Origin of the sequence: Pseudomonas sp. URIL14HWK12:I5, from assembly GCF_900176445.1 — a bacterium.
GTDB lineage: Bacteria > Pseudomonadota > Gammaproteobacteria > Pseudomonadales > Pseudomonadaceae > Aquipseudomonas > Aquipseudomonas monteilii.
This window is the reverse complement of sequence record NZ_FWXQ01000017.1, coordinates 1-16239: the sequence shown is the minus strand read 5'-3', so window position 1 is coordinate 16239 and position 16239 is coordinate 1. Positions and strand designations below refer to the sequence as shown.

Genomic DNA, 16239 nt, shown 5'->3' with positions numbered 1-16239 from the left:
TTCCTGATGCCGATCGAAGACGTATTCTCGATCTCGGGTCGTGGTACCGTTGTTACCGGTCGTATCGAGCGTGGTATCGTTCGCGTTCAAGACCCGCTGGAAATCGTTGGTCTGCGTGACACCACCACCACCACCTGCACCGGTGTTGAGATGTTCCGCAAGCTGCTGGACGAAGGCCGTGCTGGCGAGAACTGCGGCGTTCTGCTGCGTGGCACCAAGCGTGACGACGTTGAGCGTGGTCAGGTTCTGGTCAAGCCAGGTTCGGTCAAGCCGCACACCAAGTTCACCGCAGAAGTTTACGTTCTGTCGAAGGAAGAAGGCGGTCGTCACACTCCGTTCTTCAAAGGCTACCGTCCTCAGTTCTACTTCCGTACCACTGACGTGACCGGTAACTGCGAGCTGCCGGAAGGCGTTGAAATGGTAATGCCAGGTGACAACATTCAGATGACTGTTACCCTGATCAAGACCATCGCAATGGAAGACGGTCTGCGCTTCGCTATCCGTGAAGGCGGTCGTACCGTCGGCGCCGGCGTCGTAGCAAAAATTATTGAATAAGTAGTTGATTTACTTGATCAGGCCGGTATAATGGCCGGCCTGATACAGCGTTACAGGTCAGTAGCTCAATTGGCAGAGCGACGGTCTCCAAAACCGTAGGTTGGGGGTTCGATTCCCTCCTGACCTGCCATTTCACCTCGGTGTGATGGCTTTCTTCTCACAGGATCCTCCTCGATGACTCCCAAAACTGAAGCCCAAGAATCGCGTTTTGATCTGTTCAAGTGGCTGGCTGTAGTGGCTTTGGTGGTTGTTGGTGTAGTGGGTAATCAATATTACTCCGCCTCTCCAATCCTGTATCGCGTCCTCGTACTTCTCGTCCTGGCTGCTGTCGCGGGCTTTGTAGCTCTGCAGACTGCGAAGGGCAAGTCGTTCTTTACGCTGGCGAAGGAAGCTCGTACCGAGATTCGTAAAGTCGTGTGGCCGACCCGCCAGGAAACCACCCAGACCACGCTGATTGTTGTGGCTGTCGTGCTGGTTATGGCACTGCTGCTGTGGGGGCTCGATTCCCTGCTCGGCTGGGCGGTCTCCTTGATCGTTGGCTAAAGGTGTCCCGTGGCTAAGCGTTGGTATGTTGTGCATGCTTACTCGGGTTACGAGAAGCATGTAATGCGCTCTCTGATCGAGCGCGTCAAGCTGGCTGGCATGGAAGACGGTTTCGGCGAGATCTTGGTCCCGACCGAAGAAGTCGTCGAAATGCGCAACGGCCAGAAGCGCAAGAGTGAGCGTAAGTTCTTCCCTGGCTATGTATTGGTCCAGATGGAGATGAACGAAGGGACTTGGCACTTGGTCAAGGACACCCCTCGTGTGATGGGCTTTATTGGTGGTACTGCAGACAAGCCTGCGCCGATCACCGATAAAGAAGCAGAGGCTATCCTGCGTCGCGTTGCCGACGGTAGCGACAAGCCGAAGCCGAAGACGCTGTTCGAGCCGGGTGAAGTGGTTCGAGTCATTGACGGTCCGTTCGCTGACTTCAATGGTAGTGTCGAAGAGGTTAACTACGAGAAGAGCCGTCTGCAGGTCGCAGTGCTCATTTTCGGTCGCTCTACTCCGGTAGAGCTCGAGTTCAGCCAGGTCGAAAAGGTCTAGGCGGACGAAGCATCCCATACCCCGCAGCCCTGTGTGCTGCGGGGTTTTGTCGTCACTGGGATAAAACGCAAGTCATCCGGGGAGCCAACAGGCGTTCGTACCCGATTTTGGAGTAGCTCATGGCTAAGAAGATTCAGGCTTACATCAAGCTGCAAGTTAAGGCCGGCCAGGCCAACCCAAGCCCACCCGTTGGTCCAGCACTGGGTCAACACGGTGTGAACATCATGGAATTCTGCAAGGCCTTCAACGCCCGTACCCAGGGTCAAGAAGCCGGCCTGCCGACTCCTGTGATCATCACTGTTTACAGCGACCGTAGCTTCACTTTCGAGACCAAGAGCACCCCTGCCTCGGTTCTGCTGAAGAAAGCTGCTGGCCTGACCAGTGGTTCGGCTCGCCCGAACACCGTTAAAGTCGGTACCGTTACCCGTGCTCAGCTGGAAGACATCGCGAAAGCCAAACAGGCTGACCTGACTGCCGCTGACCTGGACGCTGCTGTACGCACCATCGCTGGCTCTGCCCGCAGCATGGGCCTGAACGTGGAGGGTGTGTAATGGCTAAGCTGACCAAACGCCAAAAGGCAATCGCCGAGAAAATCGAAGCAGGCAAGGCCTACAACTTCGAAGAAGCGGCAACTCTGCTGGCCTCGCTGCCTGCTGCCAAGTTCGTAGAGTCCTACGACATCGCCGTTAACCTCGGTGTTGACCCGCGTAAATCCGACCAGGTCGTACGTAGCGCTACTGTGCTGCCACACGGCACTGGCAAGACCGTTCGCGTTGCTGTCTTCACCCAGGGTCCAGCTGCTGAAGCCGCTCTGGCTGCCGGCGCTGACCGCGTAGGTATGGACGACCTGGCTGCCGAAATGAAAGGCGGCGACCTGAACTATGACGTCGTCATCGCATCGCCTGATGCCATGCGTGTTGTAGGTCAGCTGGGTCAGGTTCTGGGTCCTCGCGGCCTGATGCCTAACCCGAAAGTCGGTACCGTAACTCCAGACGTAGCCACTGCCGTGAAAAACGCCAAGGCTGGTCAGGTGCGCTACCGTACCGACAAAAACGGTATCATCCACACCTCCGTTGGCAAGGTCGGCTTTGAAGCTGGCAAGCTGAAGGAAAACGTTGAAGCCCTGATCGCTGACCTGAAGCGTATCAAGCCAGCTTCTTCGAAAGGTATCTACGTCAAGCGCGTTACCCTGAGCACCACCATGGGCCCAGGTCTGGTCATCGATCAGAGCTCGCTGAACGTGTAAGAACATGGTGGCGTGACCTGTCACGCCACCAGCAAAAATTGGGGTCCCTGCCTGGCGGGGGCTATCCAAGACCGTAGGCGGCGCAAGCCTTAAAACACCAGCCCACGCAGATGGTGCTCCCGATTCGTTACCGAATCAGACACCAAAACGACATCCGGCTTCGGCCAGATGAAACGGTAAAAACCAGGAGTAAACCCGTGGCAATTAAACTCGAAGACAAGAAGGCCATCGTCGCTGAAGTCAACGAGGCTGCCAAAGTCGCTCTGTCCGCTGTCGTGGCTGATGCCCGTGGTGTGACTGTAAGCGCAATGACCGGACTCCGTAAAGAGGCCCGCGAAGCTGGCGTTTACGTACGTGTTGTACGTAACACCCTGCTGAAGCGCGCTGTTGAAGGCACCGAATTTTCGATCCTCAACGACGCGTTCAAAGGCCCGACCCTGATTGCTTTCTCCAACGAACACCCGGGCGCTGCTGCTCGTCTGTTCAAAGAGTTCGCCAAGGGTCAGGACAAGTTCGAGATCAAGGCAGCTGCGTTTGACGGCAATTTCATTGCAGCGAACCAGATCGACGTGTTGGCTACCCTGCCGACCCGCGACGAAGCTATCGCAAAACTGATGAGCGTGATCCAAGGCGCCACCAGCAAGCTGGCTCGTACTCTGGCAGCCATTCGCGACCAGAAAGAAGCTACCGCCGCCTAAGGCGTGCGAACTCTTTCAAAATCATACGTTTAATTTGATGGCTGCGTAGGCTGTCACCCCAATACAGGATTTAAGTCATGTCTCTGACTAACGAACAAATCATCGAAGCAATCGGCCAGAAAACCGTTCTGGAAGTTGTTGAGCTGATCAAAGCTATGGAAGAAACCTTCGGCGTTACCGCTGCTGTTGCCGCTGCTGGCCCAGCTGCTGCTGCTGCCGTTGTTGAAGAGCAGACCGAGTTCAACGTTGTTCTGGTTGAAGCCGGCGACAAGAAAGTGAACGTGATCAAAGCCGTTCGCGAACTGACCGGTCTGGGCCTGAAAGAAGCCAAAGAGAAAGTCGATGGCGCTCCTCAGGTTGTAGCTGAAGGCGTTTCGAAAGAAGCCGCTGAAGACGCTAAGAAGAAGCTGGAAGAAGCAGGCGCTAAAGTCGAGCTGAAGTAATCTCGACCTTGCGATGCCAGCCTGAGCGTCGAGCGAAGGGCTGATGGCTGGTGGCTTACGCCACCGGCCTTTTTCCGTTATTGGTGGTCGGTCAGGCCGGCCCCGATAACAAGCTGCAAGACACCCATGTGGGTGGCGCAAACCAAGGGGTTTGCACGATTTTCTGGCTGCTCCCGCCGGGAGAAGCCAAACAAGCAGGTGACCAAGCTGGGGAACGCTGATGGCTTACTCATACACTGAGAAAAAACGTATCCGCAAGGACTTTAGCAAGTTGCCGGACGTCATGGATGTGCCTTACCTCCTGGCCATCCAGCTGGATTCGTATCGCGAATTCCTGCAAGCGGGAGCATCCAAGGATCAGTTCCGCGACGTCGGCCTGCACGCGGCCTTCAAATCGGTATTCCCGATCATCAGCTACTCCGGCAATGCTGCCCTGGAGTACGTAGGCTATCGCCTGGGCGAACCGGCCTTCGATGTGAAGGAATGTGTCCTGCGTGGCGTGACCTTCGCGGTCCCACTGCGGGTCAAGGTGCGCCTGATCATCTTCGACAAGGAATCGTCGAACAAAGCGATCAAGGACATCAAAGAGCAAGAAGTCTACATGGGTGAAATCCCCCTGATGACTGAGAACGGTACCTTCGTTATCAACGGTACCGAGCGTGTGATCGTTTCCCAGCTGCACCGTTCGCCTGGTGTGTTCTTCGACCACGACCGTGGCAAGACTCACAGCTCCGGCAAGCTGCTGTACTCCGCTCGCATCATCCCTTACCGCGGCTCCTGGCTGGACTTCGAGTTCGACCCGAAGGACTGCGTGTTCGTGCGTATCGACCGTCGCCGCAAACTGCCGGCTTCGGTGCTGCTGCGTGCCCTGGGCTACAGCACTGAAGAAGTGCTGAACACCTTCTACACCACCAACGTGTTCCACATTTCCGGCGAAAAACTCAGCCTGGAACTGGTGCCTCAGCGTCTGCGTGGTGAAGTTGCAGTCATGGATATCCATGACGAAACCGGCAAAGTCATCGTCGAGCAAGGCCGCCGTATTACTGCGCGCCACATCAACCAGCTCGAGAAAGCCGGCGTCAAGCAGCTGGACGTTCCAATGGAATACGTCCTGGGCCGCACTACCGCCAAGGCCATCGTGCATCCGGCTACCGGCGAGATCCTGGCCGAATGCAACACCGAGATGACCACCGAACTGCTGATCAAGGTCGCCAAGGCACAGGTTGTCCGTATCGAGACCCTGTACACCAACGACATCGATTGCGGTCCGTTCATCTCCGACACCCTGAAGATCGACACCACCAGCAACCAGCTGGAAGCTCTGGTCGAGATCTACCGCATGATGCGTCCAGGCGAGCCGCCAACCAAGGATGCAGCCGAGACCCTGTTCAACAACCTGTTCTTCAGCGCCGAGCGTTACGACCTGTCTGCCGTTGGCCGCATGAAGTTCAACCGTCGTATCGGTCGTACCGAGATCGAAGGTTCGGGCGTGCTGAGCAAGGAAGACATCGTCGAGGTTCTGAAGACCCTGGTCGATATCCGTAACGGCAAAGGCATCGTCGACGACATCGACCACCTCGGTAACCGTCGCGTACGTTGCGTTGGTGAAATGGCCGAGAACCAGTTCCGCGTTGGCCTGGTGCGTGTAGAACGCGCGGTCAAGGAACGCCTGTCGATGGCGGAAAGCGAAGGCCTGATGCCGCAAGACCTGATCAACGCCAAGCCGGTTGCGGCGGCGGTGAAAGAGTTCTTCGGTTCCAGCCAGCTGTCCCAGTTCATGGACCAGAACAACCCGCTCTCCGAGATCACCCACAAGCGCCGCGTCTCTGCACTCGGCCCTGGCGGTCTGACCCGTGAGCGTGCCGGCTTCGAAGTCCGAGACGTACACCCGACCCACTACGGCCGTGTGTGCCCGATCGAGACCCCTGAAGGTCCGAACATCGGTCTGATCAACTCCCTGGCAGCCTATGCCCGCACCAACCAGTACGGCTTCCTGGAAAGCCCGTACCGCGTTGTAAAGGAAGGCGTTGTCAGCGACGACATCGTGTTCCTGTCGGCCATCGAAGAAGCCGATCACGTCATCGCCCAGGCTTCGGCCGCGATGAACGATAAGAAGCAACTGATCGATGAGCTGGTAGCGGTTCGTCACCTGAACGAATTCACCGTCAAGGCGCCAGAAGACGTCACCCTGATGGACGTTTCGCCGAAGCAGGTTGTTTCGGTTGCTGCCTCGCTGATTCCGTTCCTCGAGCACGACGACGCCAACCGTGCATTGATGGGTTCGAACATGCAGCGTCAGGCTGTACCAACCCTGCGTGCCGACAAGCCGCTGGTAGGTACTGGCATGGAGCGCAACGTTGCCCGTGACTCCGGTGTCTGCGTGGTTGCTCGCCGTGGTGGTGTGATCGACTCGGTCGACGCCAGCCGTATCGTTGTTCGCGTTGCCGACGACGAAGTGGAAACCGGCGAAGCAGGTGTGGATATCTACAACCTGACCAAGTACACCCGTTCGAACCAGAACACCTGCATTAACCAGCGTCCGCTGGTGAGCAAAGGCGACAAGGTTCAGCGTGGCGACATCATGGCCGACGGCCCGTCCACCGACATGGGTGAGCTGGCACTGGGTCAGAACATGCGCATCGCGTTCATGGCGTGGAACGGCTTCAACTTCGAAGACTCCATCTGCCTGTCCGAGCGTGTGGTTCAGGAAGACCGCTTCACCACCATCCACATCCAGGAACTGACCTGTGTGGCGCGTGACACCAAGCTTGGCCCAGAGGAAATCACTGCGGACATCCCGAACGTGGGTGAAGCTGCACTGAACAAACTGGACGAAGCCGGTATCGTCTACGTGGGTGCTGAAGTCGGCGCTGGTGACATCCTGGTCGGCAAGGTCACGCCGAAAGGCGAAACCCAGCTGACTCCGGAAGAAAAACTGCTGCGTGCAATCTTCGGTGAGAAGGCCAGCGACGTTAAAGACACCTCCCTGCGCGTGCCAACCGGCACCAAGGGTACCGTCATCGACGTACAGGTCTTCACCCGTGATGGCGTCGAGCGCGACAGCCGCGCCCTGGCCATCGAGAAGATGCAACTGGACGAGATCCGCAAGGACCTCAACGAAGAGTTCCGCATCGTCGAAGGCGCAACCTTCGAACGTCTGCGTTCTGCCCTGAACGGCCAAGTGGTCGACGGTGGCGCGGGCCTGAAGAAAGGCATCGTGATCACTGACGAAGTGCTGGACGGCCTGGAGCACGGCCAGTGGTTCAAACTGCGCATGGCTGAAGATGCACTGAACGAGCAGCTGGAAAAGGCTCAGCAGTACATCGTCGACCGTCGCCGTCTGCTGGACGACAAGTTCGAAGACAAGAAGCGCAAGCTGCAGCAGGGCGATGACCTGGCACCGGGCGTACTGAAGATCGTCAAGGTCTACCTGGCAATCCGTCGTCGCATCCAGCCGGGTGACAAGATGGCCGGTCGTCACGGTAACAAGGGTGTTGTCTCGGTCATCATGCCGGTCGAAGACATGCCGCACGATGCCAACGGTACTCCGGTTGACGTTGTACTGAACCCGCTGGGCGTACCTTCGCGTATGAACGTTGGTCAGATCCTTGAAACCCACCTGGGCCTGGCGGCCAAGGGCCTGGGCGAGAAGATCGACCGTATGCTCGAAGAGCAGCGCAAAGCCGCTGAACTGCGCGTGTTCCTGACCGAGGTCTACAACGAGATCGGCGGTCGTCAGGAAAACCTCGAAGAGTTCACCGACGCAGAGATCCTGGCTCTGGCCCACAACCTGAAGAAAGGCGTGCCGATGGCGACCCCGGTCTTCGATGGTGCCAAAGAGCGCGAGATCAAGGCCATGCTGAAACTGGCTGACCTGCCAGAAAGCGGCCAGATGGTGCTGTTCGATGGCCGTACCGGCAACAAGTTCGAGCGTCCTGTGACCGTTGGTTACATGTACATGCTCAAGCTGAACCACTTGGTGGACGACAAGATGCACGCGCGTTCCACTGGTTCCTACAGCCTGGTTACCCAGCAGCCGCTGGGTGGTAAGGCGCAGTTCGGTGGTCAGCGTTTCGGGGAGATGGAAGTGTGGGCGCTGGAAGCATACGGCGCGGCATACACCCTGCAAGAAATGCTCACAGTGAAGTCGGACGACGTGAACGGCCGTACCAAGATGTACAAAAACATCGTGGATGGCGATCACCGTATGGAGCCGGGCATGCCCGAGTCCTTCAACGTGTTGATCAAAGAGATCCGTTCGCTCGGTATCGATATCGATCTGGAAACCGAATAACACGTGACGCGAAGGGGAGTGGGGCAGGTAATGCCCGCTCCCTGCTCCGCCAGGAGGAAAGGCCTTGAAAGACCTACTGAATTTGCTGAAAAACCAGGGTCAAGTCGAAGAGTTCGACGCCATCCGCATCGGTCTGGCGTCGCCTGAAATGATCCGTTCGTGGTCGTTCGGTGAAGTTAAGAAGCCGGAAACCATCAACTACCGTACGTTCAAGCCTGAGCGTGACGGCCTGTTCTGCGCCAAGATCTTTGGCCCAGTCAAGGACTACGAGTGCCTGTGCGGCAAGTACAAGCGCCTCAAGCACCGCGGCGTAATCTGCGAGAAGTGCGGCGTTGAAGTTGCCTTGGCCAAGGTTCGTCGTGAGCGCATGGCGCACATCGAACTGGCCTCGCCGGTAGCCCACATCTGGTTCCTGAAGTCGCTGCCGTCCCGTATCGGCCTGCTGATGGACATGACCCTGCGTGACATCGAGCGCGTGCTCTACTTCGAGAGCTATGTCGTTATCGACCCGGGCATGACCACCCTGGAAAAGGGCCAGCTGCTGAACGACGAGCAGTACTTCGAAGCGCTGGAAGAGTTCGGTGACGACTTCGACGCCCGCATGGGTGCCGAGGCTGTCCGCGAGCTGCTTCACGCTATCGACCTGGAGCACGAGATCGGTCGCCTGCGCGAAGAGATTCCGCAGACCAACTCGGAAACCAAGATCAAGAAGCTGTCCAAGCGCCTGAAGCTGATGGAAGCTTTCCAGGGCTCGGGCAACCTGCCTGAGTGGATGGTCCTGACCGTCCTGCCAGTGCTGCCGCCGGACCTGCGTCCGCTGGTTCCGCTGGATGGTGGCCGTTTCGCGACCTCCGACCTGAACGACCTGTACCGTCGGGTAATCAACCGTAACAACCGTCTGAAGCGCCTGCTGGATCTGTCGGCGCCGGACATCATCGTGCGCAACGAAAAGCGCATGCTGCAGGAAGCGGTCGACGCCCTGCTGGACAACGGCCGTCGCGGTCGCGCCATCACTGGCTCGAACAAGCGTCCGCTGAAGTCCCTGGCCGACATGATCAAAGGTAAGCAAGGTCGCTTCCGTCAGAACTTGCTCGGTAAGCGTGTGGACTACTCCGGCCGTTCGGTAATTACCGTAGGCCCGACCCTGCGTCTGCACCAGTGCGGTCTGCCGAAGAAGATGGCTCTCGAGCTGTTCAAGCCGTTCATTTTCGGCAAGCTGGAAATGCGTGGTCTGGCGACCACCATCAAGGCCGCCAAGAAGATGGTCGAGCGCGAGCTGCCAGAGGTGTGGGACGTTCTCGCTGAAGTGATTCGCGAACACCCCGTACTGCTCAACCGTGCACCGACCCTGCACCGTCTGGGTATCCAGGCCTTTGAACCGGTTCTGATCGAAGGTAAGGCTATTCAGCTGCACCCGCTGGTCTGTGCCGCGTACAACGCCGACTTCGACGGTGACCAGATGGCCGTTCACGTGCCGCTGACGCTGGAAGCCCAGCTCGAAGCGCGCGCGCTGATGATGTCGACCAACAACATCCTGTCGCCAGCCAACGGTGAGCCAATCATCGTTCCGTCGCAGGACGTTGTACTGGGTCTTTACTACATGACCCGTGAAGCCATCAACGCCAAGGGCGAAGGTCGCGTGTTTGCCGACCTGCAGGAAGTCGACCGCGTATTCCGCGCCGGCGAAGCTGCCCTGCACGCGAAAATCAAGGTTCGTATCAACGAAACCGTGAAAGAGCGTGATGGTTCGGTGGTCAAGAACACCCGCATCGTTGACACCACCGTCGGCCGTGCGCTGCTGTTCCAGGTTGTACCGGCAGGTCTGCCGTACGACGTGGTCAACCAGCCGATGAAGAAAAAGGCGATCTCCAAGCTGATCAACCAGTGCTATCGCGTGGTTGGTCTGAAAGAGACCGTTATCTTCGCTGACCAACTGATGTACACCGGTTTCGCTTACTCGACCATTTCCGGCGTTTCCATCGGTGTTAACGACTTCGTTATCCCGGACGAGAAAGCCCGCATCATCGGTAATGCTACCGACGAAGTGAAGGAAATCGAGAGTCAGTACGCCTCCGGCCTGGTAACCCAGGGCGAGAAGTACAACAAGGTCATCGACTTGTGGTCGAAGGCGAACGACGAAGTGTCCAAGGCGATGATGGCCAACCTCTCGAAAGAGAAGGTCATCGACCGCGAAGGCAAAGAAGTCGAGCAAGAGTCCTTCAACTCGATGTACATGATGGCTGACTCGGGTGCGCGGGGTTCCGCAGCCCAGATCCGTCAGCTGGCCGGTATGCGTGGTCTGATGGCCAAGCCGGACGGCTCCATCATCGAGACGCCGATCACTGCGAACTTCCGTGAAGGTCTGAGCGTACTTCAGTACTTCATCTCGACTCACGGTGCTCGTAAAGGTCTGGCGGATACCGCCTTGAAGACTGCGAACTCCGGTTACCTGACTCGCCGTCTGGTAGACGTTGCCCAGGATCTGGTCGTTACCGAGATCGACTGCGGCACCGACCAAGGCCTGCTGATGACTCCGCACATCGAAGGCGGCGACGTTGTAGAGCCGCTGGGTGAGCGTGTACTGGGTCGTGTCATCGCGCGTGACGTGTTCAAGCCAGGCACCGAGGACGTTATCGTTCCGGCCGGTACCCTGGTTGACGAGCAGTGGGTCGAGTTCATCGAGCTGAACAGCATCGACGAAGTGATCGTGCGTTCGCCGATCAACTGCGAAACCCGCTATGGCATCTGCGCCAAGTGCTACGGTCGCGACCTGGCTCGCGGTCACCAGGTGAACATCGGTGAAGCTGTGGGCGTTATCGCTGCACAGTCGATCGGTGAGCCGGGTACCCAGCTGACCATGCGTACGTTCCACATCGGTGGTGCTGCAAGCCGTACTTCGGCTGCCGACAGCGTTCAGGTGAAGAACGGCGGTATGGTGCGTCTGCACAACCTGAAGCAGGTTGAGCGTGCCGACGGTAACCTGGTTGCCGTATCGCGTTCGGGCGAGCTGGCCATTGCCGACGAGTTCGGCCGTGAGCGTGAGCGCTACAAGCTGCCTTACGGTGCGGTGATTTCGGTCAAGGAAGGTGAGAAGGTTGAAGCTGGCGCCATCGTCGCCAAGTGGGACCCGCACACCCACCCGATCGTTACCGAGCTGAAAGGTACCGTGACCTTCGTGGGCATGGAAGAAAACATCACCATCAAGCGTCAGACCGACGAACTGACCGGTTTGACCAACATTGAAGTACTGGACGTCAAGGATCGCCCTGCCGCAGGCAAGGAAATCCGTCCGGCAATCAAGATGGTCGATGCTGCTGGCAAGGACCTGTACCTGCCAGGTACCGACGTACCTGCACAGTACTTCCTGCCGGCCAACGCCCTCGTTGGTGTGGCTGACGGTGCCCAGATTGGCGTTGGTGACGTTATCGCGCGTATCCCGCAAGAAACGTCGAAGACCCGTGACATCACCGGTGGTCTGCCACGCGTTGCCGACCTGTTCGAAGCGCGTCGCCCGAAAGAAGCCTCTATTCTGGCTGAAGTCAGCGGCACCATCGCATTCGGTAAAGAGACCAAGGGCAAGCGTCGCCTGGTCATCACTCCGACCGACGGTAGCGATCCGTACGAAGAGCTGATTCCGAAGTGGCGCCACCTGAACGTCTTCGAAGGCGAACAGGTAAACCGTGGTGAAGTTATTTCCGACGGCCCGAGCGATCCGCACGACATCCTGCGTCTGCTGGGTGTGAGCGCGCTGGCGAAATATATCGTCAACGAAATCCAGGACGTTTACCGTCTGCAAGGCGTGAAGATCAACGACAAGCACATCGAGACCATCCTGCGTCAGATGCTGCGTAAGGTCGAGATCTCCGAGTCGGGCGATTCCAGCTTCATCAAGGGCGACCAGATGGAACTGACCCAGGTACTGGTAGAGAACGAGCGTCTCGCCGGCGAGGACAAGTTCATCTCCAAGTTCACCCGCGTGCTGCTGGGTATCACCAAGGCGTCGCTGTCGACCGAGTCGTTCATCTCCGCGGCTTCCTTCCAGGAAACCACCCGCGTACTGACCGAAGCGGCGGTAACCGGCAAGCGCGATTACCTGCGCGGCCTGAAAGAGAACGTGGTCGTGGGTCGTCTGATCCCGGCTGGTACTGGTCTGGCGTACCACAGCGAGCGCAAGCGTCGCCGTGATGCCGACAAGCCGCTGCGTGTGAGCGCCAGTGAGGTGGAAGCCGCACTGACCGAAGCGCTGAACTCCAGCGGTAACTAAGTACAGGGCAGGGCCCCGGCAAGCCTCGAACGACCGTCGGTGACATGAAATGTTGCCGATGATCGGGCGGGGAGGGCCGGGGCCTCGTCTTGACTGGGTGCAAGATCCTCTTTAGACTTTTGTACCCTTAAATTTGGTGAGGCTCCGTCTCGCCAATTTTTGGCTTTCTTGCAAGACAATAGAGTCGCAAGACAATCAGTGGAGCTAGTAGATGGCAACTATCAACCAGCTGGTACGTCAGCCGCGTAAGCGTTCGGTCGAGAAGTCCGACGTTCCTGCGCTGCAGAACTGCCCGCAGCGTCGTGGCGTGTGCACCCGTGTGTACACCACCACGCCGAAAAAACCTAACTCGGCACTGCGTAAAGTATGCCGTGTGCGTCTGACCAACGGTTTCGAGGTTTCCTCGTACATCGGTGGTGAAGGCCACAACCTGCAAGAGCACAGCGTCGTCCTGATCCGTGGCGGCCGTGTAAAAGACTTGCCAGGTGTTCGTTACCACACCGTTCGCGGCTCTCTGGATACTTCGGGCGTTAAAGGCCGTAACCAGGGTCGTTCGAAATACGGTACCAAGCGTCCGAAGTAATCGGCCGTTTGCAGACATCCATTTTTTTGAGTCGATAAGAGTAAGGTCGGGCAGGGGTCGAAGACCCACGTCCCGGGCTAACCTGAAGACCGTTTGAGGGCTTATCATGCCAAGACGTCGTGTAGCAGCAAAACGTGAGATCCTTGACGATCCGAAGTACGGATCCCAGATCCTCGCCAAGTTCATGAACCACGTGATGGAAAGCGGCAAGAAGGCCGTAGCCGAGCGCATCGTTTACGGTGCCCTGGATACCGTCAAAGCACGCAAGAACAGCGACCCCCTGGAAATCTTCGAGAAAGCTCTCGACGCCATCGCTCCGCTGGTCGAAGTTAAGTCCCGTCGTGTCGGCGGTGCCACTTACCAGGTTCCGGTTGAAGTTCGTCCATCCCGTCGTAACGCTCTGGCAATGCGCTGGCTCGTAGACTACGCCCGCAAGCGCGGCGAGAAGTCGATGGCTCTGCGCCTGGCCGGCGAACTGCTGGATGCTGCCGAAGGCAAGGGTGCTGCAGTCAAGAAGCGTGAAGACGTTCACCGTATGGCTGAAGCCAACAAAGCGTTCTCGCACTACCGCTTCTAATTCAAGCATCAATCATTTTGCGAGGGCTTTATGGCTCGTACTACAGCAATTAACCGCTACCGTAACATTGGTATCTGTGCCCACGTTGACGCGGGCAAGACCACCACTACCGAGCGGATCCTGTTCTACACAGGTCTGAGCCACAAGATGGGCGAGGTGCATGACGGCGCCGCGACCACCGACTGGATGGTGCAGGAGCAGGAGCGCGGTATCACCATTACCTCCGCTGCCGTTACCACCTTCTGGAAAGGTTCCCGTGGTCAGTACGACAACTACCGCGTAAACGTCATCGATACCCCCGGCCACGTTGACTTCACCATTGAAGTAGAGCGTTCGCTGCGTGTACTCGACGGCGCGGTCGTTGTGTTCTGCGGTACCTCCGGCGTTGAGCCTCAGTCCGAAACCGTATGGCGTCAGGCCAACAAGTACGGCGTTCCACGTGTTGTTTACGTGAACAAGATGGACCGTGCTGGTGCCAACTTCCTGCGCGTTGTCGGTCAGATCAAGAATCGTCTGGGTCACACCCCGGTTCCGGTCCAGCTGGCTATCGGTGCAGAAGATGACTTCCAGGGTCAGGTTGACCTGATCAAGATGAAGGCCATCTACTGGAACGATGACGACAAAGGCACCACCTACCGCGAGGAAGAGATTCCTGCTGAGCTGGTGGACCTGGCCAACGAATGGCGCAGCAACATGGTCGAAGCTGCTGCCGAGGCCAACGAAGAGCTGATGAACAAGTACCTTGAAGAAGGTGACCTGTCCGTCGAAGACATCAAGGCAGGTCTGCGCGCCCGTACTCTGGCGAGCGAGATCGTTCCTGCTGTCTGCGGTTCCTCGTTCAAGAACAAGGGCGTTCCCCTGGTTCTCGACGCCGTTATCGACTTCCTGCCTGCTCCGACCGAAATCCCGGCGATCAAGGGTATCCACCCTGACCTGATCGACGTGCCGAAGGACGAAGTCAAGCCAGAGCAGTACGACGAGCGTCCTGCTGACGACAACGAGCCGTTCTCGGCCTTGGCGTTCAAGATTGCCACCGACCCGTTCGTGGGCACTCTGACCTTCGTTCGCGTTTACTCCGGCTTCCTGACCTCCGGTGACTCCGTCATCAACTCGGTCAAGGGCAAGAAAGAGCGCGTTGGTCGTATGGTGCAGATGCACGCCAACCAGCGTGAAGAAATCAAGGAAGTACGTGCAGGCGACATCGCTGCTCTGATCGGCATGAAGGACGTCACCACTGGTGACACCCTGTGCAACGCCGACAAGCCGATCATCCTTGAGCGTATGGACTTCCCAGAGCCTGTGATTTCGCTCTCCGTAGAGCCGAAGACCAAGGCTGACCAGGAGAAGATGGGTATCGCACTGGGCAAGCTGGCCCAGGAAGACCCGTCGTTCCGCGTCAAGACCGACGAAGAAACCGGCCAGACCATCATCTCCGGTATGGGTGAGCTGCACCTGGACATCCTCGTTGACCGCATGAAGCGCGAGTTCAACGTCGAGTGCAACGTCGGCAAGCCGCAAGTTTCGTACCGCGAGAAGATCACCAAGTCCAACGTCGAGATCGAAGGCAAGTTCGTTCGTCAGTCGGGTGGTCGTGGTCAGTTCGGTCACTGCTGGATCCGTTTCTCGGAGCCGGACGTGGACGACAAGGGCAACATCACCGAAGGTCTGGTGTTCACCAACGAAGTCGTTGGTGGTGTGATTCCTAAGGAATTCATCGCCCCGATCCAGAAGGGTATCGAAGAGCAGATGAAAAACGGCGTTGTCGCCGGCTATCCGCTGCTCGGCCTGAAGGCTACGGTATTCGACGGTTCGTACCACGACGTCGACTCCAACGAAATGGCGTTCAAAATCGCTGCTTCGATGGCAACCAAGCAACTGGCCCAGAAGGGTGGTGGCGTGGTTCTCGAACCGATCATGAAGGTCGAGGTTGTAACCCCGGAAGACTACCTGGGTGACGTGATGGGTGACCTGAGCCGTCGTCGCGGGATGATCCAGGGTAATGAAGACTCGGTGTCCGGCAAGGTAATCACTGCTGAGGTGCCGCTCGGAGAAATGTTCGGTTACGCAACCGACGTTCGTTCCATGTCTCAGGGTCGCGCAAGCTACTCCATGGAATTCTCCAAATACGCCGAAGCTCCGTCGAACATCGTCGAAGCACTCGTTAAAAAACAAGGCTAATCCCCTTTAGGCAAGAGGTTCACTGTCGTGGCTAAAGAAAAATTTGATCGTTCCCTTCCCCACGTTAACGTCGGCACTATCGGCCACGTTGACCACGGTAAGACCACTCTGACCGCAGCTCTGACTCGCGTCTGCTCCGAAGTTTTCGGTTCGGCAGTCGTTGAGTTCGACAAGATCGACTCGGCTCCGGAAGAAAAAGCGCGCGGTATCACCATCAACACCGCTCACGTCGAGTACAACTCGAACATTCGTCACTACGCTCACGTTGACTGCCCAGGTCACGCTGACTACGTGAAGAACATGATCACCGGTGCT

General features: G+C 57.7%; 13 protein-coding genes and 1 tRNA gene. All 14 read left to right on the top strand.

The features are described from left to right. The coding region (locus B9A31_RS26625) for an EF-Tu C-terminal domain-related protein (protein ID WP_084297554.1) at positions 1-555 on the top strand (555 nt) is incomplete at its 5' end. Between the two features lie 54 nt (positions 556-609). Continuing rightward, positions 610-685, top strand: a tRNA-Trp gene (locus B9A31_RS26620). 44 nt (positions 686-729) lie between these two features. Next, on the top strand, positions 730-1098 hold the full coding sequence (gene secE / locus B9A31_RS26615; protein WP_019096595.1) for a preprotein translocase subunit SecE: 369 nt from the start codon (positions 730-732) through the stop codon (positions 1096-1098). A 9-nt stretch (positions 1099-1107) separates the two neighbouring features. Beyond that, on the top strand, positions 1108-1641 hold the full coding sequence (nusG, locus tag B9A31_RS26610; RefSeq protein ID WP_003255501.1) for a transcription termination/antitermination protein NusG: 534 nt from the start codon (positions 1108-1110) through the stop codon (positions 1639-1641). A 119-nt stretch (positions 1642-1760) separates the two neighbouring features. Then, positions 1761-2192, top strand: coding sequence for a 50S ribosomal protein L11 (gene rplK, locus B9A31_RS26605; RefSeq protein WP_003255500.1), 432 nt, complete (start codon positions 1761-1763; stop codon positions 2190-2192). Then, entirely contained in the window at positions 2192-2887 is a 696-nt protein-coding gene (rplA, locus tag B9A31_RS26600; RefSeq protein WP_009681244.1) for a 50S ribosomal protein L1, read from the top strand. Before rplK ends, rplA begins: the two co-directional genes overlap by 1 nt. A gap of 197 nt (positions 2888-3084) precedes the next feature. Then, positions 3085-3585 (top strand): 50S ribosomal protein L10, encoded by a 501-nt coding sequence (gene rplJ, locus B9A31_RS26595; RefSeq protein ID WP_016715872.1) that lies wholly within the window; start codon positions 3085-3087, stop codon positions 3583-3585. A 77-nt stretch (positions 3586-3662) separates the two neighbouring features. Further along, entirely contained in the window at positions 3663-4028 is a 366-nt protein-coding gene (gene rplL, locus B9A31_RS26590) for a 50S ribosomal protein L7/L12 (RefSeq protein WP_003255496.1), read from the top strand. Positions 4029-4248: 220 nt separating this feature from the next. Then, positions 4249-8322 carry a DNA-directed RNA polymerase subunit beta gene (gene rpoB / locus B9A31_RS26585; RefSeq protein WP_084297553.1) on the top strand — a complete coding sequence of 1358 codons (4074 nt, stop codon included), beginning with the start codon at positions 4249-4251 and terminating at the stop codon, positions 8320-8322. Between the two features lie 64 nt (positions 8323-8386). Next, complete coding sequence (rpoC, locus tag B9A31_RS26580) at positions 8387-12586, top strand: DNA-directed RNA polymerase subunit beta' (protein WP_016715870.1); 4200 nt, start codon at positions 8387-8389, stop codon at positions 12584-12586. A 211-nt stretch (positions 12587-12797) separates the two neighbouring features. Continuing rightward, positions 12798-13169 (top strand): 30S ribosomal protein S12, encoded by a 372-nt coding sequence (gene rpsL, locus B9A31_RS26575; protein WP_003255492.1) that lies wholly within the window; start codon positions 12798-12800, stop codon positions 13167-13169. A 106-nt stretch (positions 13170-13275) separates the two neighbouring features. Continuing rightward, positions 13276-13746 (top strand): 30S ribosomal protein S7, encoded by a 471-nt coding sequence (rpsG, locus tag B9A31_RS26570; protein WP_003246741.1) that lies wholly within the window; start codon positions 13276-13278, stop codon positions 13744-13746. A gap of 30 nt (positions 13747-13776) precedes the next feature. Further along, a complete protein-coding gene (gene fusA, locus B9A31_RS26565) occupies positions 13777-15924 on the top strand; it encodes an elongation factor G (protein ID WP_025755037.1) in 2148 nt (715 codons plus the stop codon). Between the two features lie 27 nt (positions 15925-15951). After that, positions 15952-16239: GTP-binding protein (locus tag B9A31_RS26560; protein ID WP_256576313.1), on the top strand; the 288-nt coding region annotated here is incomplete at its 3' end.